The following is a 25,957-nucleotide window of genomic DNA, read 5'->3' on the forward strand; positions in this document are numbered from 1 at the left end:
ATGAAAGCAGTCCTGTATCACTACGCCTGTACGATGCGCCGACGTCCGCTCGCCTTTTTCGGCAGCATGCTGCTCGCTATTTTGTTCGCGGCGGTCCTTGGTGGAGGCGGCGGGCAGCTTACCGTACCAGTCACGAGTGAGGACTTAAGCGACGAGGCACTCGCGGAAACAGCCGAAGACTTTTCAGCGCACGCCGGCGATGACATCGTGCTGCTTCCGACTTCAGTGGAACGGATGGAAGAGCGGATCCGCCGCAGCAGTCCCCCGTACGGGCTGATCTTAAACGAAGAAGATGCGGCCATTCTGCAAGTGTATGAAGCACCGGTGACGGCGCTCTTAATGACTGAGCTTAGAAGCTATTACCGGGAACAGGGGATAGAAGAAGCGGTCGCAGAGGTGCTCGATCTGGAAGCGTGGCAAGATCGCGTCGATACGTACGGCTTCAGCTACGAGATCGACCGGAGCGAGGGCGGTTTTCCGTATGACCCGGCGCTGCATCCTCTGTTCGGTTTCATGCTCTTTTTCATGATCTACGCCGTTGCTTTCAGTATTTCCAGCATCGTGCTGCAACGAAAGGAAGGGACGTGGGACCGGGTGATTCTGTCTCCGGTCACGAAGCTGCAGCTCTACAGCGGCCATGTGCTGTTTGCGTTTTTATTCGGTTTGCTGCAGATGTATATCATTCTCTTTTTGTTCCGCTTCGTGTTTCAGGTCGATTTTCACGGCGGCTTCTGGCTGACGCTTATCGTCGTGATCCCGTACGTGCTCGCGATTGTATCGCTCGGTATCCTGCTGAGCGGCCTCGTCAAATCCTACAAAATGCTCGACGCGGTCATTCCATTAGTCGGCGTGACCATTGCGATGCTCGGGGGCGCCTTTTGGCCGATTGAGATTGTACCGTCTGCGCTGCTGCAGCAAATCGGCGCGTTCACGCCGCTTAAGCACGGCATGGACCTGCTCATCGGCAGCACGTACGGCGGCGCGTCGATGGAGAGCCTGCTATTGTCGGCTTCCATTCTTCTGCTCATGAGCGTCGTATTCGCCGGCGTCGGCTTCAACCTGATGGAGCGGCGGTAGCTGAAAAGAGAAAAGGCGGTTCGGCCGGGGACATCCCGGGCGAACCGCCTTTTTCATCTATTCGTATACTCGTGGCACGCGCGGGCTCACGCCGCAGACGATTTCGTAGTTAATCGTCCCCGTTAGTTCGGCGAGCTGGTCAATCGAAAATGTGACGTGATCATACACGCGCACGTTGAGTCCGGTCACGTCAATCATCGTCTGGTCCATGCAGACGCGGCCGACGAGCGGGGCCTCCTGGCCGTTCACGGTAACAGTTGCCTGATTGGAAGCAAGCCGCGGAAGGCCGTCGGCGTAGCCGATCGGAAGCGTTGCGATGTCACGCGGTTCGGTAAGCGTATGCGTGCGGCCGTAGCTGATCGTATGTCCGGCGTCGAGACGGCGGATAGACACGATCTGCGACGAAAGCGTCATTGCCTGCTCGAGTGGAAACACAAGCGGCATCTCCGGATCCGGGCGCAGCCCGTAAAGGCTGATGCCGACGCGCACCATATCGAGGTGCTTATCCGGATGCAGCATCGTCCCGGCGCTGTTGCAGCAGTGCTTGACAGGGATCGCTATCCCGGCCTCATCCAGGGCAGCAGCCATCGCTTGAAAGCGGGCAAACTGCTCGTCGGTGTATGGAGAAGACGGCGTATCGGCTTCGGCAAAGTGGGTGAACATGCCGTCAAGCGCCACGTGTTCCGCCTTAAACAGCGGCGCGGCGATCGCGAGCAGCTGCTCCTTCGTCGTGATACCGATGCGGCCCATCCCGGTTTCTATTTTTAAATGAATCCGGATTTGCTGACCGCTTGCGGCGATGTGGAGCGCTTCGTCTCGTGCGTCATCGGCAAAGACAGTGAGCGCGATGTCGTGGTCTGCTGCCGTCTGCATCGCTTCCGGTGCGGTATGCCCCATGACGAGAATCGGCACGGTGATGCCGGCCTTCCGGAGCGCAACCGCTTCATCTAAAATCGCAACGCCAAGCGACTCCGCCCCGCCGCGGAGAGCGGCTTCTGCCGCTTCCACAGCGCCGTGGCCGTAGCCGTTTGCTTTCACTACTGCCATCAGGCTGCTGCCGGGGGAAAGATGGCTGTGAAACGCACGGGCATTCTGCTCGATGGCGCTTAGGGAAATAGAGGCTGTTGTCTGTCTAAAGCTGTCTGTCTTCATCGTGGACATCCTTTCCTGATCACGTGTCCGCTGAGAAACCATGCGTTTTCAGCTCCTTTTTGTATGTAGTCGAATGAGTAAACGTAAAGAAGAGGGTGCCGGTGATGGCACCCTCTCCAATATATCACGTTTTACGCGAAAATTCCGTCTGCGCCGAGCGCTTTTTCTACGGTGACGTAGTCGTAGCCGAGGTCGCGGGCTACTGCTTCGTACGTGACGCGGCCGTTTGCCGTGTTCACACCCTTTGCGAGCGCGCTGTTATCCGCTACAGCCTGATAGACGCCTTTATTGGCAATCTGCAGCGCGTAGTTCATCGTGACGTTCGTGAGTCCGATCGTAGACGTACGCGGCACGGCACCCGGCATGTTTGCTACCGTGTAGTGGACGACGCCGTGCTTCGTAAACGTTGGATCGTCGTGCGTCGTAATGCGGTCGACCGTTTCAATGATGCCGCCCTGATCAATCGCAACGTCGACGACGACCGAGCCGTCGCTCATGGACGCGATCATCTCTTCCGTGACGAGCTTCGGCGCCTTCGCACCAGGGATAAGCACCGCTCCGATGACGAGATCTGATTCTTTCACCGCTTCTGCGATTGTCAGCGGGTTGGACATAATCGTCTGAATGTCGTTGCCGAACTGGTCGTCGAGCTGACGGAGACGGTCCGCGCTCAAGTCGATCATCGTCACGTCGGCACCGAGGCCGATTGCGATTTTGGCTGCATTCGTTCCGACGACACCGCCGCCGATGATCGTCACTTTGCCGCGCTTCACGCCAGGGATACCGGAAAGCAGAATGCCTTTCCCGGACTTCGGCTTTTCAAGCAGCTGCGCGCCGATCTGGGACGCCATGCGGCCGGCAACTTCGCTCATCGGAGTGAGGAGCGGCAGCGTGCCGTTTACTTCCACTGTTTCGTAAGCGATAGCTGTCACACCGCTTTTCGTCAGCGCTTCTGCAAGCGCCGGCTCTGCAGCGAGGTGCAGGTACGTGAACAGGATCAGTCCTTCGCGGAAATAACCGTACTCGGATGCGAGCGGCTCTTTTACCTTCATCACCATGTCCGATTTTGCCCACACGTCCGCAGCTTCTGCGATCATGTCTGCTCCGGCTGCCTGATAGTCTGCATCTTCAAAGCCGCTGCCGACACCGGCACCTGCCTGTACGAGCACCGTGTGCCCCTGCTTGGCAAGCGTCATCACGCCGGCTGGTGTAATCGCGACGCGGTTTTCACTGTTCTTAATTTCTGTTGGAATACCAATAATCATGGATTCGCCCTCCCAGACTCAGATTCTATCGCAAGTATAGGGGGTGGGGCGGGCACTCCGCATTGTGAGGATCAAAAAACATGTAAGCGTTTGTTTGTGAAAATTAACGAACGTCTGTGAGCAGTTTCACATCCATGTAAAGCCCGAGCTTTTGAATCGGGTTCTTTAAATCGACGCCGGAAATGTCCTGGATCCGCTTCAGCCGGTAGGTGAGCGTGTTGATATGGCAGTGCAGCCTTGCTGCTGCCTGCGTCATGCTGCCATCTTCCTCTAAATAGACAGACAGCGTCTCGAGCATGTGCGAATCGTGCTCCGCATCATACTGCTTCAGCCTGGAGAGCGCCGGGTTTTCCTTTAAGCCCGGAAGAAGCCCGGACTGCTCGAGAATGTCGACGTAGCGGAAGACCCCGAGCTCGTGATAAAACCAGGCGTCCGCGAGCTCATCCGGAAAGCGGGCCTTCATCGACGCGACGTTTACCGCTTCCTCGAGGCTTGCGGGAAGACGTGAGAAGTCTTCGGTGAAACTGCCAATACCGGTAAATAGCGCGACCTCTCCCTGGATCCGCTCCTGCAGGGAGGCCGCAAAGCTCGCCGCATCCCTGGCGTAGTCGTTTGTTTTCGGGCGGATGAGCACGTAAACGTGCTGCTCGTCTTGTGTGTGAACCACAATATCGACCTGTTGCGTCGTCTGCAGCGCGTACGTGAGACGCCGGTAGCTGTCGTTGTTCAGTCCGTCCGCATAAAGAGCGGCAACGGCAAGCGGTGTCTGCGTCCGAATCGAGGCCTGCTCTAGCAGGCGGCATACGTCGTCATGGCTGCCGGCCTCTCCGGTGAGCAGCTGCCAGAAAAGCTCCTCGTGACTCTGCTCGCGCCGCTGCTTCTGACGGTTCAGCTGCAACAGCTGGTTTTTGGCCTTGGAAGCAGCGAGCTGCAGCTCCTCCAGCGCTGTTTTATCAAGGCGGCGCTCCTGATCGATCACCCAGATGTAGCCGAGCACCTCGCCGCGGCGACGGATCGATACCGCAACGCGGCGGCCGAGGCCGATCGTATCAATCGGATCGATGATCACCGGCTCATCCTGCTGGTTCAGCCGCGGAATGATGCCTTCCTTCCAAAAGCGGTTAATGACCTTCTCCGGCACGCGCCGGCTGATAATCGTGCGGATCCGGGCCTCGTCGGTGCTGTCATGGTGCGAGCTGTAGGCAAGCAGATGATGGTTCGCATCCTCCAGCGTCACCGGCACCTCCAGATGCGCGCTGACCGCATCGACAAATTCTTCTAACGTATCAAACGCCCGGTGGAACGGGTGGTTGGTCATGGTGAGACACCTTCCTTATGCGCGATTTCCAAAAAGCGGTGAGTTCTGCTTCAGGAAAAAAGACTTTGTAGAGAGAAAACAACGGAAGCGTTTTCAAATTGTGTATATGTACGAATGCATTCCGTTTTCCCCATGATAGAATAACACACGTGTGAGAGCCGGGAAATATGCCGGCAGACAGGGGGACGACAGCGATGATGGACATTCTTGATGCAATTAACGCGGTGCTCTGGGGACCGCCGAGCCTGCTTCTCCTCTTCGGGACAGGCTTATTTTTAACGATTGTGCTGCGCGGACTGCAGTTCCGCAAGCTGATGTACGCGTTTAAAATCGGATTCGGGAAAGAAGACAAGGACGACAAAAAGGCTGAAGGGGACGTCAGTCATTTTAAAGCATTAATGACAGCGCTTGCGGCGACGATCGGAAACGGCAACATCGCCGGTGTCGCAACCGCCATCACGCTCGGGGGACCAGGCGCGATCTTCTGGATGTGGATCGTCGGTCTGCTCGGCATGGCGACCAAATACGCAGAGGCTCTGCTTGCGGTGAAATACCGCGTCAAAAACAGCCGCGGCGAATATTCCAGCGGACCGATGTATTACATAGAACGCGGGCTCGGTCCCCGCTTTAAGCTGCTCGCCGTCGCATTCGCCGTGTTCGGCGCGTTTGCCGCGCTCGGCATCGGCAACAGCGTCCAGTCCAATACGATTGCGGGGGTAACAAATGAAAGCTTTGGTATGCCAAACTGGGTGACCGGCGTGCTGCTCGTTCTGCTCGTGAGCGTCATCATCTTCGGCGGCATTCAGCGCATCGCGGGCGTCGCGAGCTTTTTCGTGCCGATCATGGCCTTTCTTTATATGGGAGGAGCGACGATCATCCTTATCCTGAATATGGACATGATCCTTCCGGCGTTTGAACTGATTTTCTACTACGCCTTTAATCCGGTCGCAGCGGCCGGCGGCTTCCTCGGGGTCGTGGTTTCAGAAGCGATTCGCCACGGTGTCGCGCGCGGCATCTTCTCCAACGAAGCCGGGCTCGGTACGGCGGCGCTCATCGCCGGAAATGCCCGCGCCGATCATCCGGTCAAGCAGGCGCTCGTCGCGATGACAGGAACGTTTATCGTGACGATCATCGTCTGTACGATGACCGGACTCACGCTGCTGATCACCGGCTTCTGGGATCCGTCCGGAGGAGAACTGTCCGGCGTGACTCATGACGCCGGCTTAGAAGGAGGCGCGCTCACAAGCGCAGCATTCGCCTCCGTTCTCGGCGGCATCGGGGAATACATCGTTGCCTTCTCCGTCATCTTTTTCGGCTTCTCGACGATCGTCGGCTGGTACGTGTACGGGGAAAAATGCTTCGAGTACATTGCAGGACCAAAAGGAATCGCGGGCTACCGCGTCGTCTACGTCGCAGCCTGCGGCATCGGCACCGTCGCGAACCTCGCGACCGTCTGGGCATTTGCCGACATGGCTAACGCACTCATGATGATCCCGAACCTGATCGCCCTGCTGCTACTCTGGAAGGTCATCGTCGCCGAAACAAACGACTACTTCCAGCGCTTTTACGAACAAGCCGAACAGGCTGTACGAAAAGCAGGATAAGATGAAAAACTGCCTTTGCGGGCAGTTTTTTTGCTTCGAGAGCGTTATTCGCAAGTGAAAGGGACTAATCGCAGAGGGGAGGGCGTTTATGAGCAGGGAAAGCCGCTATGTGAGGAGGCAAACGTCGTTTACGAGGAGGTTTTTGCTCGTTATGAGGAAGCAGACCGCATTTATGAGAAACTGCCAAACAGAAAAAAAGGCTTCCGGTCCGTGCCGGAAGCCTTTCGTTACGTCTCTGCCTGCCGTTTTTGCCCGGAGGACTGGAAGACATTGCGATACAATCCTCGTCCAAGCCGCAGCAGCACATAAAAGCAGAAGACGTTAAGCGCCAGAGCAAGCATATCCACTGAGGTGCGGCCGCTGATCGGCTGAATGAAAATCCATTGAGCAGGGATTCCGTAGCTGCTCGCGCTTAGGTGGCTTGACGGGACATAAATAAACGCTGTAACGAGCGTGAGTATATAGCCGATAAAGGGGAGGTTTGTGTGCAGGCGCATATTGCCACCAAACACGTAGACCCCTAGAACACCTGTCAGAAAAGCCACGATAAGACCGATCGCCGCAAATAAACCGAATGGCATGTCAAGCGGGCCGAGCATTGCGATAAAAAGTAATCCAATCACGAGCAGAAGATAGAGAAGCTGGTGAGAGAATTTCATAAAAGCAGCGAACATCCTTTCCTCTTCCAGTAGTATGGTAATTGTAACATAATTGGGAAATGCCTGCAGGCCACTGTCTTTGCTATACTGAAGGCAGCTTGAAGAAAAAGGAGACCGCCTATGCAATCAGAAAAGGAATTAATGCTGGCAGGGGAGATGTACCGCCCGGAGGACCCGGAGCTCGTGCGGGACCGCGAAACCATTCGCCAGCGTGTACAGGATTACAACGCGACAACGGTTTATGAAACGGAAAAGCGGACGGCGATGCTAAAAGAGATGCTCGGCTCGACCGGAAGCACAGTCGTGATGGAGCCGAACATTCGCTTTGACTACGGCTATAACACCCACGTCGGTGAGAACTTTTTCGCGAACTTCGACTGCACGATTCTTGACGTGTGCGAGGTGCGTATCGGCGACAACTGCATGATGGCGCCGAGCGTGCATATTTACACGGCGACGCATCCGCTTGATCCCGTGCTGCGCAATTCCGGCCGCGAGTTTGGCAGACCGGTGACGATCGGAGACAACGTCTGGTTCGGCGGCGGAGCGATCGTCAATCCGGGTGTGACGATCGGGGATAATGCCGTGATCGCCTCCGGTGCTGTCGTCACGAAGGACGTGCCGGCGAACACTGTTGTCGGCGGTAATCCCGCCAAGGTTATTAAACATATCGCACCGAACGAATAAACAGCCGGGGGGATGCCCTCCGGCTGTTTCCTTATGACTCCACGTGCAATTCTCCGCCGGATGTGTCCAGCTGGGTGATCGCGCCTGATTCATCCAGGCCGTAGCGGTACCATTCGCGCGGCTCATTGTAAAAGGAGACCTTCGTTACGTGCGCCTTGCGCTCTTCCAGCACGTAGTCGTATTTCGTGTGGATCACCGTGTAGTCCCTGGCTTCGTAGCCCATTTCCTCTTCCAAATAGCGCACCGTTTCCGCCTCGACCTTTTCAAGCTCCGCGTCTGTCGATTCCACAGTAATCGCATAAAAGTTGACGGCAGCGAGGCAGAGGACGAGCGCTGCTATGATTACCTTCTTCATCCGCATCTGACCTTTCCGAAAAACATCTGTCCATCCTGTACGTAATCAAGTAAGCAACTGCAACAACCGGAGCGGAAAAGCCTATTCGTTCACGACTATCAGTCGATCGTTTCCCAGAACGATTCCGCAAGATCAACTGCGTAGCTGCTGCCGCCGACGTCCTCGGCGTTTTGGATCATAAAGGTGGCTACATATTCATCGTCGTAGCTCGTAAACCAGCCGATCTGCTCGCCGTCCTCGACAGTTTGATCGCTCTTCAGCTCCGCGGTACCGGTTTTTCCGGCAATGTCACGCGCCCAGCTGCTGCGATAGGCCGTGCCGTCTTCTTCCTGCGTCACCGCCTCGAGCGAGTCATGCACGACCGCGGCCGTTTCCGGACTGAACAGCTCGGTTTCGCCGCCGTCGCCGAACAGCACCGGCTCGATCATCGTACCGTCATTGACGAATGCGGTATAAAGAGCCGTGATATGCACCGGAGCTATTTCAACTTCCCCCTGGCCGTAACCGGAGTCCGCCAGCAGAATCTCGGTATCGAGTCCGTCATTTGCCAGCTGGGCGTCATGTACCGGAAAGTCATAGCTGAAGCCGCCGTCCATCCCGAACGTTTCCCCCCAGCTTTCCATTGCATCCGCTCCGATTTCAAGCGCCTCCTGAGCAAAATAAATGTTGTCGGACAGCTGCATGGCGGTCGTGAGATCTACCTCGGTTTCGCTGTCATTCACGCGCGTAATCGAATAGCCGCCCCAGCTGTCGTCCGCCTGCCACTGCTCGCCTTCGATCGTGCGCGTCGCTGACGGATCGAGCGTTTCTTCCTCCAGCCCGATCGCGGCAGTAAACGGCTTCCAGATTGACCCTGGCGAATACGCGTTTTGGAAACGGCGCTCAAACAAGACATCGGTCGTCTCCAGCTCATCGGCGCGCGGGTCCGGGAGCTGCAGGTAGCGCAGGTTGGCGTCAAAGGCCGGAGTGCTCACAAGCGCGAGCGTGTCGCCAGTTTGCGGATCGAGCACAACCGCCGCACCGGAGTCTTCCTCTAAAATCTCATGGACGTCCGCCTGCAGCTCCGCGTCAATCGTGAGCGTTACGTTTTCACCGTTTACTGGCGCTTCTTCCTGAATCACGTCACGCACGTCGCCGTCCTCATCGGTCACCGCAAGCCGGAAGCCGCTTTGTCCGCGCAGCTCTTCTTCAAGCAGAAGCTCCACGCCGTTTTTCCCGATATAGGACTCCGACTGGTAGCCGGTCGTCTCCTCCATCTCCTCTCCGGTGATCGGCCCGATGTGACCGACCAGATGCCCGGTTTCTGCCCCGTACGGGTATTCCCGGCCATCTTCACGGTTTAAGAGCACCCCGGGAATGTCCGTCAGCTCGTCAACACGGTCGTCGGTGAGCGCGATCGTCTGAATCGGTGCGAACCATTCCGGGTTATCCGGATACATCTCCGCCCGGGCGAGCGCGTCGTCGGCGTCAATGCCAAGTACGTCCGCAAAGGCTTCAGCGCTCTCCTCAACATCTTCTGCTGCTTCCGGCACGATGCCCGCTTCATAAATCTCACCGTTGACCGCAAGCGCTTCGCCGTTTCTGTCCAAAATCTCGCCGCGGATTGGTTCCTCACGGCTGATCGCAAGCCGGTCGTTTGGCTGCTGCATTCCGTAAAAGAAGTGCGCCGGCTCCCAGATGACTTGCCACTCGGTTTCCTCCTCAGCTACTTCCACCTGCTCCACGAGCACGTCTGTTGTAACAGAAATATCGCCGGCTTCTGTCGTAAACACCGTTTCGACTTCGTAGGTGATGCTGTCGATTTCGCCGTAGTCCGGCGGCTCTTCCTCTGTGTACTCCGGTGTTGTGATGCTGCCGGTTTCCACTTCAATACCCGCGTCCCCGTACACCGTTTCATAGCGCTCCGCAAATTCCCAGTCAATATCGGCTATCGAATTCGCATCAATTTCTGCTTCCATTGCCTCGAAGTCACCGGACGACCAGGCGTTTATGTAAGGCGTAAGCGTCGTTTCCTGCGGGTTTTCCGGCTCCTCCGAGCAGGCCGCAAGCAACACGACCAGACCAAGTGCTGCAGCTTTCTTCATGCTAAATGCCCCCTTAAAGCGATCTCTACTACGTACTATACAGGAGTATAGACGGAAACTCGATGCAGAAGGGTGCGCAAATCCGGAAGAAAAAGGAACATTTTTCATGCAAGTAGACGCGTCTACATGTAGATCCGTCTACAAGTAGCCCACCGGGAAACGTGCTGTTTCACGTGAAACAAGAAACTTCCAATATGATAAGCTGGAGAAAACAAACGGAAAAGAGGGACGGTCATGCAGATCACGATTATCAGCGTCGGCAAGCTGAAGGAGAAATACTTAAAGCAGGGAATAGCGGAATTTGAAAAGCGGCTCAGCGCTTACTGCAAGCTGCAGCTTGTGGAAGTGAGCGACGAGCAGGCACCGGAGACGATGAGTGAGAAGGAAATCGAGCAGGTGAAGGAGAAGGAAGGGGAGCGGATCTTACAAAAGATCAAGCCGGGGCAATACGTGTACGCGCTCGACCTTGGCGGCAATCAGCGCACATCGGAAGCCTTCGCCGATGAACTCGACAAACTCTCCATCCACGGCAAAAGCCAAATCGCCTTCGTCATCGGCGGCTCCAACGGCCTAAGCGAAAGCGTGCTTAAGCGAGCAGACGCCAGCATCAGCTTCTCAAAAATGACCTTCCCGCACCAGCTCATGAAACTGATCCTCATCGAGCAAGTGTATCGCGCGTTTCGGATAATGAAGGGAGATCCGTACCACAAGTAGATGAGGTTTCTGTTATTGAATTACCAGAAATAATGTTATGATTATACTTTCAAATTATGATTAAGTTTGTGCGCCGCAAAACAATTATGCTTCTATTATTTTAAATAATTTTTGCGTAGCTTATAGAGAACGAACGTTCGCTTTATGTTATAATGAATTAAAAAGGGAGGGTTTTTAGTGAGTGAAATTGCACTAAATACTTTAACAAAGCCTGAAGCAAACGTGCTTTTAGATTTTATCACAGAGAAATCTAATCGAAATAAGGAATTAGAATGGAAGCGCCCCACTCCAACGCATGTTGTGGCGTTTGTTCGGTATACTGCCGATGCGTGTCCGGCATATGTTCCGGCACCGTCCGGTGCTGGCCATACGTTCCGATCAAGGTGGGATGAGAAGCAATTCTCATATGATTAAAATAGATTTCTAAGCTCTCTTCCGATACTTTGACCTCTACCCAGTATCCAATATAGTCATAGGGAGCGGAATAAAACATGCCTTTCTCGGCAATGTGATAATCCGGCTGTACTTTCGCTGTCCGCCATTCGGCAAGCGAGTATCGTGTTTCTGGCATAGGAAGGAGGGCAAATTGTTCTTCTTCGAGAAATGCTGACCAGCGCGATCCTTCTTTTTTGGTAAATGGGTGGTGGTTGAAAGCCTCCAGTTTTGTGCGGATCTCTTGATTGAGTTCGTCTAATGAAAAGCAAGTCGTCGATCGAAGAGCAGCGATGATCCAAGTAAAAACGGCCTTGACAGAGCTTTCCACAGAAGCCTTGTCATGCGGCGAACGGACTCGTGTCGGCATGACCACAGTCCCATAGTGCCGAGCCATCTCGGCATATGTTTTGTTAATGACTAATTCTTTGGAGGTATGTTTGGTAATGCCTGTCTTTAAATTATCAGGAACGAGGATGTGGGAAACGCCGTTGAAATAAGCGAAGTAGTTCTGATGAAGCTTGATCCAGGCAGGTAAATCCATTGAAAAAGAACCTTCAACATAGGCAAGTTGGGAACAAGGGAGGGACGCAACGAAAACATAAACGGGGATCCTTTCTCCAGAATCTGGATCCTGAACGAACAATGTCGTTCCAGCCCAATCCACTTCAATCAATTCTCCTGGTTTTCGTCGGATCCGCATGGTGGCCTTATGCTTTCGTGCAAAGTTGTGATAATGTTCGGTGAACGTTCGATAGGCATATGGAATAGCACCCTCTTCCTGTGCCTGACGGAGATACACCTCATGAAGTAGTGTAAGTGTCACGTGGGGCTTGGCCAGTTCCGTATGAATGTAATCAAAATCCATCCGGTGACGACCTGAAGCTTCGACTTTCTTTTCTGGATACAGAAAATCTTCTAACCAGGGGGTCGGTCATGTCATCATCCAATGGCAACGACAACCCCTGCTTTTCTGCCAACCGAATGACTTCTGTTACTTTCTGACGGGAATGCCTAGTCATGGCCGCGATCGTCCGTAGACTTCGCTCTTCTCCGTGTAGTTCCAGCATATAGCGGTATGGAAATATAAAAAACCTCCTGTAAACAAATGTCACACCGAAAAAAAGCAGGCATGCTCATTTAGTATACAGGAGGTTGGTACACGACTCCGCAAAAGGCGGTACAAAGCTCTGCAAGGACTGGTACAAATCAAATGCAGTATTCATTCGAAAAGGCCGATCCAGCCACTCAACATATTTGTACCGGGAATGGGACAAGATGAAGGCAATAAAGTAGAGGCGTTTCCTTCCGCCTATCGTTGTTTCGACGACCGTTTGGCCAAAATCCACCTGGGCCTGCTGGCCCGGCAAACTTTCTGGAATTGATGCATACTCCCGCTCTCTCACCGTTTTTGGAATGTGGTAGATCTCCCGTAACTCCTTAACGTAATTTCGTACCGTATTCTCTGTTGTCTCGTTGAACTGCATTCGTTCCTCCAGTCAGTCATAAATTTGAGCGCTCTTAGATCTGGATGCTCCTGCAGCCACTTGAGAATCTCATCCCGAAAGGGATCCAACTTCTTAGAACGTGTACGCAGGGAAACAAGAAAATCTTCAAACTCCTCTGGCTCCATGCCTATGTATTCCTTCACCGTATTTCTCGACATCTTCAGTTTCTTAGCAATGGCATTAATAGAAAAACCTAGATCTTGCAGCTTACGAACTTCTGCATATTTCATGAATCTGCTCACTCCAATTTCCTCACCTTCAATAAACTAGGATAGCCTATTGAAAGTGTCATATTTGTAAGGAAATTGGTCAATCTTATTTGTGGAATATTGCTCTCCCTTAATTGTGATAAATTGCTCTCTCTAGTTTAGCGTTTACAACCATCGTAGCCATACTGGATCCAACTTATATCAAAACAGCCAAGGAAACAGGTTCGTTTACCATGCTGTTTATCTTTATTTGCCTATTCTAGTTTCATCACATGTAATATAATCGATCTCGAAGCAAAACATCAACCATTAAGTGGTTAGTTAACTATAAGATGTATAAAGTGGTAAAATTGACTTAGGAAGTGCTGAAGTAATCCCATTTAAAAATACTGACCATTATATGTTTGAGAGCGATTACATTATTACTGCTAGTCTTGGTGTAAAGGAGGTGATGCAATGAATAAAGAGCTAGATGATCTACTTTCACATATTAACGACAATTTTCGTTTTGGTAGTCAAATAAGACAGGGGATTGTGGACCAGTGGTTTAAAGAATATTCACTTAAAATCGAAGAAAAACTTACTATTTATGATGAGCTAGATGCTTTACAAATTAACATCGTTGATCATCCCAAAACTGTATTAAAGGCAAATTTATTGAAGTTGTTTAAATGTATCGAACTAGAAAATGAAATTAGTAGAAGTCTTCTTATAAATTGGTTCAATCAAAATAATATGGATAAAAGTATTCGTGAAAATATTCTAATCAATCTAACAAGCAAAGGATATAAAATAATTGACGATACACAGCAAGAGAAAAATAAAATTGACTTTGATTTGGCTCTGCCAGATGATTTATTCGACAATGATTTGAATTCTTTATTGGATAGTGACAGTTTTATTAGTCATATTGATTCACTAGAAAATGTTATCGATAAATCATGGAATATAAAATATTTAAACCAAATTAATTCAGGTGATGAATTAAAACGAAATAAATCACTTAGTAATCTAGTAGAAGCAAATAGCAAATTAGTTTGGAAGATTGTAAAGAATTATTCAGGCTTAGCAACTGTTGGATTCAATGAAAAAGATATGTATCAAGTTGGCGTTATTGGATTACTAAAGGCTGCAGAAAAATTCGACGTTTCCTTGGAATACCAATTTTCAACTTATGCAACCTGGTGGATAAGGCAGGCGATTACTAGGGGGATAGCAAATTATTCAACCTTAATACGAATTCCGGTTCATTATCGTGAGAAAATGAATAGATTCATAAAAACGGAGAATGAATTGTGGGATGAATTAGCTAGACCAGCTACCACATTTGAAATTTCTAAAGCAATGGAAGCACCAATTAATGTCATTGAAGATTTGCGGTTTTATATTTTGCAAAGTAACTTAGACAGTCTCGACCGTTTAGTTGGGGAAGATGGAAGTACAGCATTAGGTGAACTAGTGTTAGATGAACATTTAAATTCACCAGATGAAGAGTATTATAAGGTTGAGCTAAGAAATGTAATTGATGATATTTTTCAGGGAGAATTAACAGAGAGGGAAATCCAGGTTTTATATCATCGTTTAGGCTTTAATAATGATGAAACAATGACACTAGAAGAAATCGGACAATTATTCAAGGTAACAAGGGAAAGAATTCGCCAAATAGAAGCAAAAGCGCTTAGAAAGCTTCGAAAATCAAAAGCGATCAAAGTTCTAAAGGAGTATATGTATGAATATTGAGAATAGAATTGAAGAAATAGTGAAGGAAGAGGGTTCATCTATTGTTGTATTAAAAGGCTTTAATACAAGCGAATTAAAAAAAGACAAAAAGTATTTTTCGTTTAGTATAGACTACTTCGATAAAGTGGATTTGTTAACGCTACAAAAACAGGTAATAGATGATATTATTAAACATCGTGCGTTTACTGATGCTTATTTGTGGATGACAATTGAAGAATATCAATTATTTAAAGACCATGAGGATATTAGTAAAATGCCTTTATTAGTAATCGAAAATAATCTGTTCGATAAACAATATCCATTCAGAGATACACTATCAAATGTAGATAGTATTTACCATTATTTATATTATCAAGAAGATAATGAATTAGAAAATGATCAGTTAAAAGTATTAGAGAATGTCTCGAAATTTTACGGACAAATAGATTATTCAAAGTACAGCGGAAATTATTATGTGACGTATCCAGAATTTGATAAAAAACCTTTGACGTTCAAATATTATGATGAGATGGAATATGAATTTAATTTCAGTGAGGATTACCCGACGGAACATATTGTACAAATAGAATTATCAGATGATGAACTTCCATTTTTAGATCTTATTATGAATATGGTTTTAAAAGGAGATACTAAGAATGTTTTATTCGTTTTATCAGGGGCAAGTGAGTCACTACCTCATAATTATTTAGCACGTATTAATATTATCGCTAATATTTCTGATATTAAAATTCACTTTACAATGCTATCAATAAGAAGAAAAGTATTAGAGAATGAGGATGCCTATGTAAAAATATTGAATAGTATTTATGGTTACGATAATTACAAGGAAATTGAGTTTTATAAAAATATAGAGAGTCAATCTAAAGAAACGATAAAAATTTCTCAAGCTCAAATTATAGATGATATAGTCATACAAGCAGAAAAAGCAATGTATGGTGAAGATTTTCGTGATATATATATAACTGCTGCAACTGGAGCTGGAAAGTCAGTAATGTTTCAAGTGCCTGCGTTATATTTATCAAATAAATATTTAGATGATAAGCCTTTAACTTTAGTTATATCGCCATTAATTGGTTTAATGAATGATCAAGTTGGAAGTATGCATAGAAAAGGTATTCATAATTCAGCTACGATAAACGGGAATACTCCACCTTACCAAAAAGAAAGCATCCTTGATAAAGTTCAAAGTCAGCGTGTTGATATCTTATACCTATCACCTGAAACGTTACAAGCTCGATCCGATATTAAAATGCTAATTGGCAATAGAAATATTGGTGTGGTGATTATTGATGAGGCTCATATAGTAACTACTTGGGGGAAATCATTTCGTTCAGATTATTGGTATCTAGGTATTTATCTAGCTAAATTGCGGAAGGAATACAAATTTCCTATCGTTACTTTCACTGCAACGGCTATATATGGTGGCCGAGAAGATATGTATTTAGATACGAGAAACAGCCTTAATATGATTAGTCCTATTTCTTACTTCGGAAAGGTTCGTCGTGATGAGTTAATTATGGTTGTTCAAAGTAGTGATAAAGATCTGGAGAAAGAAGGAAGGGATTATCGAAAAACTAAGCACACATTAGCGTTGAAACATCTAAAAATGGCCCATAAAAACAAACAAAAATCGTTGGTTTATTTCCCAACAGTAAAATTGTTAACGGATTTCAGTAATTTTTTAACACAAAACGAACCATATATAGCTAAAATTACAGGTAAATATTACGGAAGCCTTCTTAAAGAGGAAAAAGATGAGGTTTTATATCAATACAAAAGTGGAGATTTGCAATTTGTTTTAGCAACTAAAGCTTTTGGAATGGGTATCGATATTCCTGATATTACAAATGTGTACCATTATGCTCCTACTGGAAATGTTGTTGATTATATTCAAGAAATCGGAAGAGCAGCTCGTGATAAGGATAAAATAGCTAATGGATTTGGTTTAATTGATTTTTTAAACCGAGATATGAACGAAGTTAAACAGCTATACGGTATGTCAGCGATCCGAAAGAGTCAAATTATAGAGGTCATGAAAAAAGTCTTATCAGTACATAAAGAAAAAAATAATAACCGTAATTTAATTATTAGTCCAGAGGATTTTAAATATATCTTTGTTCAAAACAAACGAGACGAAGATTCATTAGATAATAAAGTGAAAACAGTGTTACTTATGATTGAAAAAGACTTTTCATCTCCAAACAAGCTTGGATACTCTCCATTTGTAGCAAGACCAAGAAGTCTATTTGGAAATGATTTAATATTTGTTACCCCAAAATTAGAAAGGACATTCATTCAATCCAATTTAGGGAAATATTTTAGCAAACTACACAAAATACAAAGTGAGACTTATTCTGCTATATATCAGGTTAACTTGAGTGGAATATGGGAGAAATATTATAGACATATTTCTTATCCAAGCTTCAAATTTGCATTGCACAAAATGGAAGAAAGGGAGAAACTGAAGCATAGATCTATTTTTGAAAAGTTTACATATGCTTCAGGAGTACATGTAGGATTAAATAGCCATGAAACAGATGAGTCAATTATTTCTAATTATAACTTAATATTACAGGCATTTGAAACATTCGTTAATAGTTATAAAATATCTGGTAAACATTTTTCAGTCGATAATCTTGGATACCATTTTATGAAAGCATTAAAAATCTCTGATAAATTTGAAGCATTGACGTTTGCACAAACGATTATTAACGCAGCGTTTGAATATTCAAAAATAAAAGAGGTTAAATTCATATCTGAGCGTGCAAGCAGTGTAGATGATAAACCGAGGTATATCATTCATCTAGATGGAGATTTATTCACAACATTTATTAAAAGAGGTTTGGTAGCAACATTGAAGCCGAATGACAACTTTGTTCAGAGCGATGGTGATATACTCACATTTTATATGAGGGCAAATAGTATTGAATTGGATGCTAAAATAGCAGCACTGGGAATTGGAGAAAGTCGAAGGTTATTGAACTATCAAGTTGTTGGTGGAAATAACCCACAAATATATTTAAGAATGAACTCTATTTATCCATTAGAAAAAGCTATTAAACAAGGTGATTTTTATCAGAATAGTATATTAAAAGATGTCCAAGATAAACATTATACAAGCGTTGAAATGTTGAAGTATCTTTTTACTAAAGAACAAAAAGGGAATTCCCCAAAAGAGAAAATTTTAAATTATTCAAAGTGGTTTTGGGATAATATAGAATACTATTTTATGGGGATTCTACCAAGCGAAGTAAAGAACGCTTTAAGTAAACTGAAGAAATAAATTTTATCGTTTTTTAAAAGTTGAGCTTTAAACCGCCTGCACTTTCTAAATAAAAGAAAAAAGTCTGTCCCCACCTAGAAGATAATTCTTTAGCGTTGAGGAGGGACTGCCTTTTCTGTTATGAAAATAATATCAATATGGGAGATCTAATATTTAGTTTGTTCTCTTCAATAATTGCTACAGAATTAAAATCTAATTATTTCTAAAACCGAGTTCACTTGATGTTTATGAAATGAGGTCAAACTTTTATTAATGAGCAACACCTAATACATCTATCGCCTTTTTTATGTTATTGCATCTGCAGTGTCAGAGTGAAAATTTTAAAACAGTATATACTTTGGATTGATCAAATAGTTCTAATAACCCCTGTATACTAACTGAATATTGCATCGCTGTTAGAGCCAAAAGTGCGAAGTTTAGAGCCATTGCTTGCTGGGGAGAAAGTCGTCTATTACGGATAAAGTTCCAACCGTACTTCCTGCAATAGCGCATCAAAAGTTAGATAAAAGCCTTAGATTTTCCCCACTAATTGCGATGAATATGGCTCTATCTTTACGAGAAATTTAACAGTCTGTATTATTAAGATCTGAAATATATAAATAACATTTTAAAAATTGGAAGTGTAGCAATTACTTTTTATTACCTTCACAAATTTTAATCAAATCTCTCATGTTATTTATATAATTTCCTATTTTATTCCAATCAAACGAGAATGGACGAGCATGAGCAATTTCATTTCTTAAATCAATTAAGCTGCTAGTCATTTTAGTATATTGAGTCTTTGAAGAAAAATTTAAGATAGCTAAAAGGTTTTCATTTCTTTTGATTATATTTATTTTGTCAGTAAAAGTGAAATACCAAACAAAGCTAATTTCTTGATTTTTTAATTGCTTTTCATTATACCGCTCTTTAGCCATAGCATAATTAATATCATTAATATATTTAGAGTAGTCGGCTTCATATACGTGTGTATGAATCAAATAAGTTAATTCCGTTTCCAGTAAGTTCAGTATACTGAAAATCATCATTCTTACAGGGGGTTTTTCTAAATCAGCGATAGTTGCGATTGAAGCCACATTATTTTTATCTAAAATAAATATTCGCTTTTGTACTGAAATAATCGTAAGAGCAAGAGAGAGAGGGGTATTCGCAGATATTAAATCAATACTTTGGAAGTTCATAATCGGGCCTAAAACAGAATTATCGGATTTATCATATTCGATATATCCAATAACCTTTTCTTCCTTAGTTACACCGATAAGATCATAGTTATTTTGTTCCATAATACCAATGGTATGCCCTTTTGGTGTTCGAATATCGATTGTATTCAATGGTTCTGCTATGTGGTTGACCGTAACGCCATCGTCCAATAACGTTAAAAGCTGATTATAATTAGGAGATATACTCAATCAAAATCTTCCTCTCTATTGAAGGTTAATCTTATTATATTAAGGTTATTTTACCATTATTCTCAACAATCCGCATTAATAGTCTGAATATTATGAATTTATTATAGCGTTCTCATTCGTATTGAGGAAGCTTCAATAGTCACTCTTTAAAGAAATCACAGACAATAAAAAGACAGCTCCCGCTCTGGAAGCTGTCTTCTCTTCTTTACATCTTAAAGTCGATGACCATCCGGCCTTGGATTTTACCTTGCTCCATCTCTTCGAAGATGTTTTGTACGTCGTCGAGCGGTCGGGTTTTGACGACGGGAACGACTTTGCCTTCAGCGCCGAACTGGAAAGCTTCTTCGAGATCTTTGCGGGTGCCGACGAGGGAACCGATGACCTCGATGCCGTCCAGCACGAGCCGCGGGATGCTGAGGTCCATCGTTTCCGTCGGCAGGCCGACAGCGACGACTTTGCCGCAGGCGCGTACGGCGTTTACAGCGGAGTTGAAGGCGGCTTTAGAGACGGCGGTTACGACAGCGGCATGGGCACCGCCGCACTGCTCCTGCATGATTGCCGCGGCGTCTTCTGTTGCAGGATTAATCGTCATATCCGCGCCGCTTTCTTTAGCGAGCGCCAGCTTGTCGTCGTTGATGTCTACCGCAACGACATTTGCGTTAAATACGTGCTTCGCGTATTGAATCGCCAGGTTACCAAGGCCGCCGCAGCCGTAGATCGCGATCCATTCACCCGGCTTGGCGTCTGCGACTTTGATTGCCTTGTACGTCGTGATGCCTGCACACGTGATGCTGCTTGCCTGCGCCGGGTCCAGTCCGTCCGGCACCTTCACGGCATAGTTTGCGGTCACGATGCATTTTTCCGCCATGCCCCCGTCGACGCTGAAGCCGGCGTTCTGCACGCTGCGGCAGAACGTTTCGCGACCGGTGGTACAGTATTCACAGCGTCCGCACGCTTTATACAGCCAGGCGATGCTGACCCGGTCGCCGACAGAGAGACTCGTCACGTCATCTGCAATTTCCGTGACGATCCCGATGCCCTCGTGGCCGAGCGTGCGGCCGGCTACGTCGCCGAAATCACCGGCAGCTACGTGCACATCCGTATGGCAGACGCCGCAGTACTCGATTTCGACTAGTGCTTCCCCGGACTCAAGCGGACGAAGTTCCTTTTCCGTGACTTCCACATTGGCTCTGCTCGCTGGATTAACCGTAACTGCTTTCATTGGTGATCACTCCTTTTTTAGGTAGAAAACACGACAGCTTTTACACCTTTACTATAGCACGCAATTGGTAAAATATGATTGTGAAATATTGAACAAATTCGTAACGTTCAGTCGTGTTTTCCCACAAAAAAGAGCCGCTCACTGCGGCCCTCCGTTTGCCTCGTGGCAGGCTTCCATGCGCTCATACATGTCCTCGTGAAAGGCCTCCCAATCTGCGTCCTCCATGTGGGTTTCCCAGTCATCTCCGTACATCATCGGTCCGAAACGCTCTCCCATCATGCGTCCGTAATCCTCATCCATCATGTGGCCGCGACCGTTCATCATCCCGCCGCCCTGCATCATCTCACCAGGCTCTGCGTCCTCCATCATGTCGTCATTCATCATTTGCCCGTGTCCGCCCGTCATCCACGGCATGCCGAACGTTCCATTTTGCTGTGCAGCGGTTGCACCAGCTGCAAGCAGACCAATCACAACAATCACAACGATGGCAATGATCCAGTTTCGCATGCTGACCGCCTCCTTTTTTAATTTCAGGAAGGGGATCCCTTCCTTCTGTCTCCAGTATAGAAAAGAGTTATGTAGATCGTATGAAGATGCGGCCGCTTTTTTCATTTGCATGCTATACTTTTGCTAACAACTCAGCGGGGGAGGGGAGCGGCATGCACGTGCTTGTGATTGAGGATGATCCGACGATGGCCGAGGTGATGGAAGCGTATCTGAAGCGGGAAGGGCATGAGGTAACGTGTGCCGCTAACGGGCAGAAGGGTCTCGACCTGTTTCGAAGCCTCCACCCGGATTTTCTTATTTTGGACTTGATGCTTCCGGATCTGTCCGGAGAAGCAATCCTCACCGCCGTGCGCAAAGACTTTGACACACCGGTGCTGATTTTAAGTGCCAAATCGGCAGAGGAGGAGCGCGTGCAGGGCATGGTGCTCGGCGCGGACGATTATGTCGTGAAGCCGTTCAGCCCGCGTGAGGTGATCGTACGCATGCAGGCAATCATGAGACGCGTCGGAAAACGAGATACAAGTGAGGTCTGGTCTTTTGCCGGCAAAGCACTCGTCATCCACCTGCAGGAGCGGAGTGTCAGCGTAGAAGGCAGCGAGGTCCACTTGACCCCGATCGAGTACCGGCTCCTCACCGCGATGGCGGCGCATCCGGGCTGGGTGTTTGAACGGGCAGAGCTGCTGGAGCGCGTGCAGGAAGATCTGTTTTTTGACGGCTATGAGCGGAGCATTGACGTGCATATAAAAAATCTGCGTAAAAAAATCGAATCTGACCCAAAGCAGCCGCAGTTTATTGAAACGGTGTTCGGCATGGGCTATCGCTTTAAAGGTGAGCGCGATGTTTAATACCGTGCAAAAACAGACCTTTTTCTTTGCTATGCTGATCGCCGTTTCCGGCATTCTGCTCATGGGAGCGGTGCTGCTTTGGGCGGTGGAGCGAAACTTTGGCGACTACGTCAGCGACCGGCAGGAGCAGCTCGTTGAGGAAGCGGCAGCTCAGATCGAATCAGAATACAGCGAGCGGGGATCGCTTGAGAACATCCCGCCGATGCTGTTTCATTCGCTCATGATGGAAGAGGGGATGAGTGCAAGACTTTATGATGAAGCGGGAAATCCGGTGCAGACGGGCATGATGCATCAGCAGATGATGACCCAGGGAGACGGGGAAGAGAGGGCCTACCGCCTGGAAGCAGACGGTGCTCTGATCGGCGTGCTTGAAGTGAGGTATCCGTCGGGGCTCGGCGGAGCGGAGCAGCAGTTTCTGGAGGACATGGTGCTGTCGATGCTGATCGTTCTGCTCGTGCTGATCGGTGCCGCTGCATTTTTCAGCCACGTCGCTTCGCGCCGGATGACGCGCGGACTGCGAAGCGTGGGGGAGGATGTCCTCGCGCTGCAGCATAAAGAGCGGCAGATTCCAAACAGGACGTACGGCGTTCAGGAGCTGGATGATCTGGCGGCCGGTGTCGCAGCACTCGCCCGCTCGCTCGAGGAGGAGGAGGAGCGCCGCCGCCGTTTTACCGGAGACCTGGCACACGAACTGCGGACACCGCTTGGGGCGCTGCGAAGTCAGCTTGAAGCATTTCAGGATGGCGTGCTAGAGCCGACGGAGGAGCGGCTCGAGCGCAGCCACGACGAACTGATGCGTCTCGTCCGTCTCGTCGGAGAAATGGAACAGCTGTACGAATCGGAGCGGGAAGACAAGCCGCTGCAGCAAAAGCGCGTTGACCTTCCTGCTTTTATCCGGTCACTGGAGGCCGACATGGAAGCAATGTTTCAGGCAAAGGGAATCGCGCTGCAAACAGTCTGTGACGCTGATGCCGTGCAGGCCGACCCGGATAAGCTGAGGCAGATCGTGACCAACCTGCTGCATAACGCCTGGAAGTTTACTCCGGTATCAGGAACCGTCGTGCTTGAAGCAACAGACGAAGCAGACCGCGTCGTGATACAAGTAGCTGACGAAGGTCCAGGTCTGTCCCCGGAGGAGGAGCATCGCGTTTTTGACCGGTTTTACCGCGGCGACGCCTCGCGCAGCCGCGAAAAGGACGGTCTCGGCATTGGTCTCTCCATCGCCGCTGCACTTGCCCGAGCCCAAGGCGGCACGATAACTGCTGAAAACAAAGCAGCAGGGGGCGCTGTGTTCCGACTCAGCCTGCCGAAAGAAACGTAAAGCCCCGATCATTCGCTCAAAATGATCGGGGCTTTTTTTTAGGAGTGTTTCACGTGAAACGCGTTTCATCCTGCATGGCCTGTTTGACCTCTGTGACAGCCTTCCGGAACAAAGCGGCTTCTTTTTTCGTAAGGGTGGCGCTGCTGTAACGTACTTTTTCATACATTAACGCTGCTTCCTGCATGGCATGCAGAGGAGCTTTTATTGCGATAAGAGCGAGCAGAAGGAACAGCCCGCTGATTGCAAACGACAGCCACCCAGCGGCCAGGTAGAGTACGAATGTCCAGCCAAGCAGGAGCAAGACCGCCTGTTTTCCGAAGGGTGGAGTGTTCTGCTTTATGAGCGGAAGAATCGTTCCAGCGAGCAGGATAATCAGACCGGCTGCGACTGGCGGAGACAGGGAGAAAGCAGCCGTGGCACTCCAGGCAAATAATAAAGCTCCGTAGACAAAGCGCATCAGCGGTCACCTCCAGCCGCGGAGTAAACAATGGTCTGAGGAGAGAGCGGTCCGGCGGGCTTTTCTCCAATATAAACCATGACTTTATCGGGCGGGAGCTGTTCTAGTATGACGGACACCGGCGACAGCGGCAGTCCTTTGTGCAGCGTGGCCAGCAGCTCTAAAAAAGCAGACAGCTGACCGGTCCCCTGTGCTGCTGGCAGGTGCAGCCAGTCTCTGCCGGCGGACGCATCATTGATATAGGCTTCAAACGTGACGTTCCGCTTTGTAAAAGACTCAGCCAGGCCAGCAGCACGCTCCAAAAGGCTCTCTGCATGAGGCGTCCACTTTCGTTCCTCTCCTTCCATATGCAGTGCAACGACCAGACAAATCTCTGTTTCACCAGGAGCACTGCTCTTCCAGCTGACTAATTCGTCTTTGGCCGCGAAGTCGCGCCAGGAAATCCGCCGTCCTTTATCACCAGGCTGATACGGACGGACGTACAGCTTCTCCTCTTCTACCTGTCCCGCATGTGGTGCGTGGTTGTCCGCAGCTGCTGCCAAGGTCTGAACTGGTGCGGGGAGCGGAAACACGGTTAACTGGATCGAAGGGGAGAGAGGCTCTTCCACCTTGCAGACCGAGAAAGAGAGCCAGTCCCGTACGTCCATCTCCATCGACGTCATTCGTGCCTGTCCGCGCCTGGAACCCGTTACCACAAAGCGCCAGGAGGATACAGTGGCAGGTGCTGCTGTTCGTGCTTCGTCCGGCACCGTTATCTTTGCACAGTCGTGTGCAGACAAACTGGAATAAAGCGCAGTCATCAAAAGCGGATAGCGGCTCCTGTTCTCCACTGTCACTACCACAGCAGCCGACTCGCCGGGGAACAGCGCACTCTTTGTTTGAACAGCGGTCAGCCGGCTTTGTTGAATCGCTGCCTGCAGCGTAAGGCGGGAAGCGGCCGGAAGCATAAGTAAAAACAAGCCGGAGCCGCTTAGCAGCAGATCGAGCCGCAGCAGACTGGCTAATAAAAAGAGGATCCCGAGCGCGGCTGCCGTTTTTCCTGCTGCTGTGTAGCGGAAGGTTACTGCAGCCAAGCCTTGATCAGTCTGCCGGAACGGAAAGGGAATCGAGCGCATGCTGCACCACATCTTTCGGATCTGTCGTCAGCACGGCCCGGCTGTTGAGTATAAGACGATGAGCAAGCACTGGTTCTGCAAGCATGACGATGTCCTCGGGTTTCACATAGCGGCGGTCCTGAATAAGCGCCCGTGCCTGTGCGGCCCGGAGCAGGGCGACGGCTGCACGCGGACTTGCCTCGAACAATGTTTCTTCCACTGTGCCCGTTGCTTCAATCAGCTGAAGCAAATATGTTTCAACGTCCTCATGCACCTCCACGTGACGAACCTTATCACGAAGCGTACGAATCTCCTCCATAGAAGTCACCGCTGTGACAGGTCGCACGGGACCCCGGTGCTGCTCCAGCATGGCACGCTTCTCGTCAAATCGGAGCGTCTTCATCGGAAGCTTCATCATAAAGCGGTCAAGCTGTGCCTGCGGGAGCTTAAAGGTTCCTTGCTGAACATCGACAGGGTTTTGTGTCGCGATTACAAAAAAAGGATCGGTCAGCGCATGTGTGGTGCCTTCAACTGTCACTTGCTTCTCCGCCATCGCTTCAAGCAGACCTGCCTGTGCGCGGGGCGAGGCTCGGTTAATTTCGTCCGCCAGCAGCACGTGGTGAAAAACGGGCCCTGGACGAAACGTAAAGGCGCCTGTCTGTTTATTGAAATAGTCGAAGCCGGTGATGTCAGCAGGTGTGACATCAGAAGTACCTTGAATTCGTCCGCTCGTTGCACCGATCGCGGCTGCAAACGTACTGGCAAGCTCTGATTTTCCTGTGCCGGGAAGGTCATCGAGCAGCACATGCCCCTCAGCGAGCAAGCTGATCCAAAGTAATTCGACTGTCTCGTCTTTGCCGATCAGTTTCTGTTGGATTTCATGTTTCATTTGAGTTGTTAGTTGTTCGGTCATCGTGGTTCCTCCTGTCTGACTATCCACTGTTTTTAGCTTAGCATGAGAGGAAGGAGGAGACAATAATTGGAAAGTGTTATGGGAGAGACTTTCCTGTATGAT

General features: G+C 48.8%; 22 protein-coding genes. 8 read left to right on the plus strand and 14 right to left on the minus strand.

Features of this window, described 5'->3' with window-relative positions; translation table 11 throughout:
* Positions 1-1,077, plus strand: coding sequence for an ABC transporter permease (locus tag ACSZLD_RS13375; protein WP_444685460.1), 1,077 nt, complete (start codon positions 1-3; stop codon positions 1,075-1,077).
* Positions 1,078-1,134: 57 nt separating this feature from the next.
* Here the strand turns inward: ACSZLD_RS13375 and alr are convergent, their stop codons facing one another.
* From alr to ACSZLD_RS13390, 3 genes are all read right to left on the minus strand, one after another.
* Positions 1,135-2,271 (minus strand): alanine racemase, encoded by a 1,137-nt coding sequence (gene alr / locus ACSZLD_RS13380; protein WP_444685461.1) that lies wholly within the window; start codon positions 2,269-2,271, stop codon positions 1,135-1,137.
* 89 nt (positions 2,272-2,360) lie between these two features.
* A complete protein-coding gene (gene ald, locus ACSZLD_RS13385) occupies positions 2,361-3,494 on the minus strand; it encodes an alanine dehydrogenase (protein WP_444685462.1) in 1,134 nt (377 codons plus the stop codon).
* Between the two features lie 103 nt (positions 3,495-3,597).
* On the minus strand, positions 3,598-4,812 hold the full coding sequence (locus ACSZLD_RS13390; RefSeq protein WP_444685463.1) for a PucR family transcriptional regulator: 1,215 nt from the start codon (positions 4,810-4,812) through the stop codon (positions 3,598-3,600).
* 197 nt (positions 4,813-5,009) lie between these two features.
* Here ACSZLD_RS13390 and ACSZLD_RS13395 point away from each other — a divergent pair, with 197 nt between their 5' ends.
* On the plus strand, positions 5,010-6,416 hold the full coding sequence (locus ACSZLD_RS13395; protein ID WP_444685525.1) for an alanine/glycine:cation symporter family protein: 1,407 nt from the start codon (positions 5,010-5,012) through the stop codon (positions 6,414-6,416).
* A gap of 227 nt (positions 6,417-6,643) precedes the next feature.
* Here the strand turns inward: ACSZLD_RS13395 and ACSZLD_RS13400 are convergent, their stop codons facing one another.
* Complete coding sequence (locus ACSZLD_RS13400; RefSeq protein WP_444685464.1) at positions 6,644-7,090, minus strand: hypothetical protein; 447 nt, start codon at positions 7,088-7,090, stop codon at positions 6,644-6,646.
* 105 nt (positions 7,091-7,195) lie between these two features.
* Here ACSZLD_RS13400 and ACSZLD_RS13405 point away from each other — a divergent pair, with 105 nt between their 5' ends.
* A complete protein-coding gene (locus tag ACSZLD_RS13405; protein ID WP_444685465.1) occupies positions 7,196-7,762 on the plus strand; it encodes a sugar O-acetyltransferase in 567 nt (188 codons plus the stop codon).
* A 31-nt stretch (positions 7,763-7,793) separates the two neighbouring features.
* Here ACSZLD_RS13405 and ACSZLD_RS13410 read toward each other — a convergent pair whose 3' ends face one another.
* Entirely contained in the window at positions 7,794-8,117 is a 324-nt protein-coding gene (locus ACSZLD_RS13410; protein ID WP_444685466.1) for a hypothetical protein, read from the minus strand.
* Positions 8,118-8,215: 98 nt separating this feature from the next.
* Complete coding sequence (locus tag ACSZLD_RS13415) at positions 8,216-10,201, minus strand: penicillin-binding transpeptidase domain-containing protein (protein ID WP_444685467.1); 1,986 nt, start codon at positions 10,199-10,201, stop codon at positions 8,216-8,218.
* A gap of 234 nt (positions 10,202-10,435) precedes the next feature.
* Between ACSZLD_RS13415 and rlmH the strand changes: the two genes are divergently transcribed.
* Positions 10,436-10,915, plus strand: coding sequence for a 23S rRNA (pseudouridine(1915)-N(3))-methyltransferase RlmH (gene rlmH, locus ACSZLD_RS13420; RefSeq protein WP_444685468.1), 480 nt, complete (start codon positions 10,436-10,438; stop codon positions 10,913-10,915).
* A gap of 250 nt (positions 10,916-11,165) precedes the next feature.
* Here rlmH and istA read toward each other — a convergent pair whose 3' ends face one another.
* Positions 11,166-12,215, minus strand: coding sequence for an IS21 family transposase (gene istA / locus ACSZLD_RS13425; RefSeq protein WP_444685469.1), 1,050 nt, complete (start codon positions 12,213-12,215; stop codon positions 11,166-11,168).
* A 268-nt stretch (positions 12,216-12,483) separates the two neighbouring features.
* Complete coding sequence (locus ACSZLD_RS13430) at positions 12,484-12,834, minus strand: hypothetical protein (protein ID WP_444685470.1); 351 nt, start codon at positions 12,832-12,834, stop codon at positions 12,484-12,486.
* A gap of 686 nt (positions 12,835-13,520) precedes the next feature.
* Between ACSZLD_RS13430 and ACSZLD_RS13435 the strand changes: the two genes are divergently transcribed.
* Positions 13,521-14,804, plus strand: coding sequence for a sigma-70 family RNA polymerase sigma factor (locus tag ACSZLD_RS13435; RefSeq protein ID WP_444685471.1), 1,284 nt, complete (start codon positions 13,521-13,523; stop codon positions 14,802-14,804).
* The gene (locus ACSZLD_RS13440) at positions 14,794-18,087 is read left to right on the plus strand and encodes a DEAD/DEAH box helicase (protein ID WP_444685472.1); all 3,294 of its coding nucleotides are present in this window, start codon (positions 14,794-14,796) and stop codon (positions 18,085-18,087) included. Before ACSZLD_RS13435 ends, ACSZLD_RS13440 begins: the two co-directional genes overlap by 11 nt.
* Before the next feature lie 629 nt (positions 18,088-18,716).
* On the opposite strand, the gene ACSZLD_RS13445 is transcribed toward ACSZLD_RS13440, so the two are convergent.
* The 3 genes from ACSZLD_RS13445 to ACSZLD_RS13455 all read right to left on the minus strand — a co-directional run bounded on the left by ACSZLD_RS13445 (position 18,717) and on the right by ACSZLD_RS13455 (position 21,225).
* A complete protein-coding gene (locus ACSZLD_RS13445) occupies positions 18,717-19,496 on the minus strand; it encodes a hypothetical protein (RefSeq protein WP_444685473.1) in 780 nt (259 codons plus the stop codon).
* 205 nt (positions 19,497-19,701) lie between these two features.
* Positions 19,702-20,718: an alcohol dehydrogenase AdhP gene (adhP, locus tag ACSZLD_RS13450; protein ID WP_444685474.1), complete on the minus strand. Its 1,017-nt coding sequence runs from the start codon at positions 20,716-20,718 to the stop codon at positions 19,702-19,704.
* 138 nt (positions 20,719-20,856) lie between these two features.
* Positions 20,857-21,225 carry a hypothetical protein gene (locus ACSZLD_RS13455; protein ID WP_444685475.1) on the minus strand — a complete coding sequence of 123 codons (369 nt, stop codon included), beginning with the start codon at positions 21,223-21,225 and terminating at the stop codon, positions 20,857-20,859.
* Positions 21,226-21,377: 152 nt separating this feature from the next.
* Between ACSZLD_RS13455 and ACSZLD_RS13460 the strand changes: the two genes are divergently transcribed.
* Together ACSZLD_RS13460 and ACSZLD_RS13465 are read left to right on the plus strand one after the other, a co-directional pair.
* Positions 21,378-22,070, plus strand: coding sequence for a response regulator transcription factor (locus ACSZLD_RS13460; RefSeq protein ID WP_444685476.1), 693 nt, complete (start codon positions 21,378-21,380; stop codon positions 22,068-22,070).
* Entirely contained in the window at positions 22,063-23,391 is a 1,329-nt protein-coding gene (locus tag ACSZLD_RS13465; protein WP_444685477.1) for a sensor histidine kinase, read from the plus strand. Before ACSZLD_RS13460 ends, ACSZLD_RS13465 begins: the two co-directional genes overlap by 8 nt.
* A gap of 49 nt (positions 23,392-23,440) precedes the next feature.
* On the opposite strand, the gene ACSZLD_RS13470 is transcribed toward ACSZLD_RS13465, so the two are convergent.
* Genes ACSZLD_RS13470 through ACSZLD_RS13480 form a run of 3 tightly spaced genes read right to left on the minus strand, consistent with a single transcriptional unit; the run spans position 23,441 to position 25,855 of the window.
* Entirely contained in the window at positions 23,441-23,848 is a 408-nt protein-coding gene (locus ACSZLD_RS13470) for a hypothetical protein (protein WP_444685478.1), read from the minus strand.
* Complete coding sequence (locus ACSZLD_RS13475; RefSeq protein WP_377908942.1) at positions 23,848-24,963, minus strand: DUF58 domain-containing protein; 1,116 nt, start codon at positions 24,961-24,963, stop codon at positions 23,848-23,850. The genes ACSZLD_RS13470 and ACSZLD_RS13475 overlap by 1 nt, the downstream gene beginning before the upstream one ends.
* Positions 24,929-25,855: an AAA family ATPase gene (locus ACSZLD_RS13480; protein ID WP_444685479.1), complete on the minus strand. Its 927-nt coding sequence runs from the start codon at positions 25,853-25,855 to the stop codon at positions 24,929-24,931. Before ACSZLD_RS13480 ends, ACSZLD_RS13475 begins: the two co-directional genes overlap by 35 nt.
* Positions 25,856-25,957: the final 102 nt, after the last annotated feature.

The sequence above is a fragment of the Alkalicoccus luteus genome, from assembly GCF_052061695.1.
GTDB classification, from domain to species: Bacteria; Bacillota; Bacilli; order Bacillales; family Salisediminibacteriaceae; genus Alkalicoccus; species Alkalicoccus luteus.

Excerpts from the sequence above, each read along its gene's own strand:
- ACSZLD_RS13375 (WP_444685460.1), top strand. The coding sequence starts at position 1 with ATGAAAGCAGTCCTGTATCACTACGCCTGTACGATGCGCCGACGTCCG.
- alr (WP_444685461.1), bottom strand. The coding sequence starts at position 2,271 with ATGGTTTCTCAGCGGACACGTGATCAGGAAAGGATGTCCACGATGAAG.
- ald (WP_444685462.1), bottom strand. The coding sequence starts at position 3,494 with ATGATTATTGGTATTCCAACAGAAATTAAGAACAGTGAAAACCGCGTC.
- ACSZLD_RS13390 (WP_444685463.1), bottom strand. The coding sequence starts at position 4,812 with ATGACCAACCACCCGTTCCACCGGGCGTTTGATACGTTAGAAGAATTT.
- ACSZLD_RS13395 (WP_444685525.1), top strand. The coding sequence starts at position 5,010 with ATGGACATTCTTGATGCAATTAACGCGGTGCTCTGGGGACCGCCGAGC.
- ACSZLD_RS13400 (WP_444685464.1), bottom strand. The coding sequence starts at position 7,090 with ATGTTCGCTGCTTTTATGAAATTCTCTCACCAGCTTCTCTATCTTCTG.
- ACSZLD_RS13405 (WP_444685465.1), top strand. The coding sequence starts at position 7,196 with ATGCAATCAGAAAAGGAATTAATGCTGGCAGGGGAGATGTACCGCCCG.
- ACSZLD_RS13410 (WP_444685466.1), bottom strand. The coding sequence starts at position 8,117 with ATGAAGAAGGTAATCATAGCAGCGCTCGTCCTCTGCCTCGCTGCCGTC.
- ACSZLD_RS13415 (WP_444685467.1), bottom strand. The coding sequence starts at position 10,201 with ATGAAGAAAGCTGCAGCACTTGGTCTGGTCGTGTTGCTTGCGGCCTGC.
- rlmH (WP_444685468.1), top strand. The coding sequence starts at position 10,436 with ATGCAGATCACGATTATCAGCGTCGGCAAGCTGAAGGAGAAATACTTA.
- istA (WP_444685469.1), bottom strand. The coding sequence starts at position 12,215 with ATGGATTTTGATTACATTCATACGGAACTGGCCAAGCCCCACGTGACA.
- ACSZLD_RS13430 (WP_444685470.1), bottom strand. The coding sequence starts at position 12,834 with ATGCAGTTCAACGAGACAACAGAGAATACGGTACGAAATTACGTTAAG.
- ACSZLD_RS13435 (WP_444685471.1), top strand. The coding sequence starts at position 13,521 with ATGAATAAAGAGCTAGATGATCTACTTTCACATATTAACGACAATTTT.
- ACSZLD_RS13440 (WP_444685472.1), top strand. The coding sequence starts at position 14,794 with ATGAATATTGAGAATAGAATTGAAGAAATAGTGAAGGAAGAGGGTTCA.
- adhP (WP_444685474.1), bottom strand. The coding sequence starts at position 20,718 with ATGAAAGCAGTTACGGTTAATCCAGCGAGCAGAGCCAATGTGGAAGTC.
- ACSZLD_RS13455 (WP_444685475.1), bottom strand. The coding sequence starts at position 21,225 with ATGCGAAACTGGATCATTGCCATCGTTGTGATTGTTGTGATTGGTCTG.
- ACSZLD_RS13460 (WP_444685476.1), top strand. The coding sequence starts at position 21,378 with ATGCACGTGCTTGTGATTGAGGATGATCCGACGATGGCCGAGGTGATG.
- ACSZLD_RS13465 (WP_444685477.1), top strand. The coding sequence starts at position 22,063 with ATGTTTAATACCGTGCAAAAACAGACCTTTTTCTTTGCTATGCTGATC.
- ACSZLD_RS13470 (WP_444685478.1), bottom strand. The coding sequence starts at position 23,848 with ATGCGCTTTGTCTACGGAGCTTTATTATTTGCCTGGAGTGCCACGGCT.
- ACSZLD_RS13475 (WP_377908942.1), bottom strand. The coding sequence starts at position 24,963 with ATGCGCTCGATTCCCTTTCCGTTCCGGCAGACTGATCAAGGCTTGGCT.
- ACSZLD_RS13480 (WP_444685479.1), bottom strand. The coding sequence starts at position 25,855 with ATGACCGAACAACTAACAACTCAAATGAAACATGAAATCCAACAGAAA.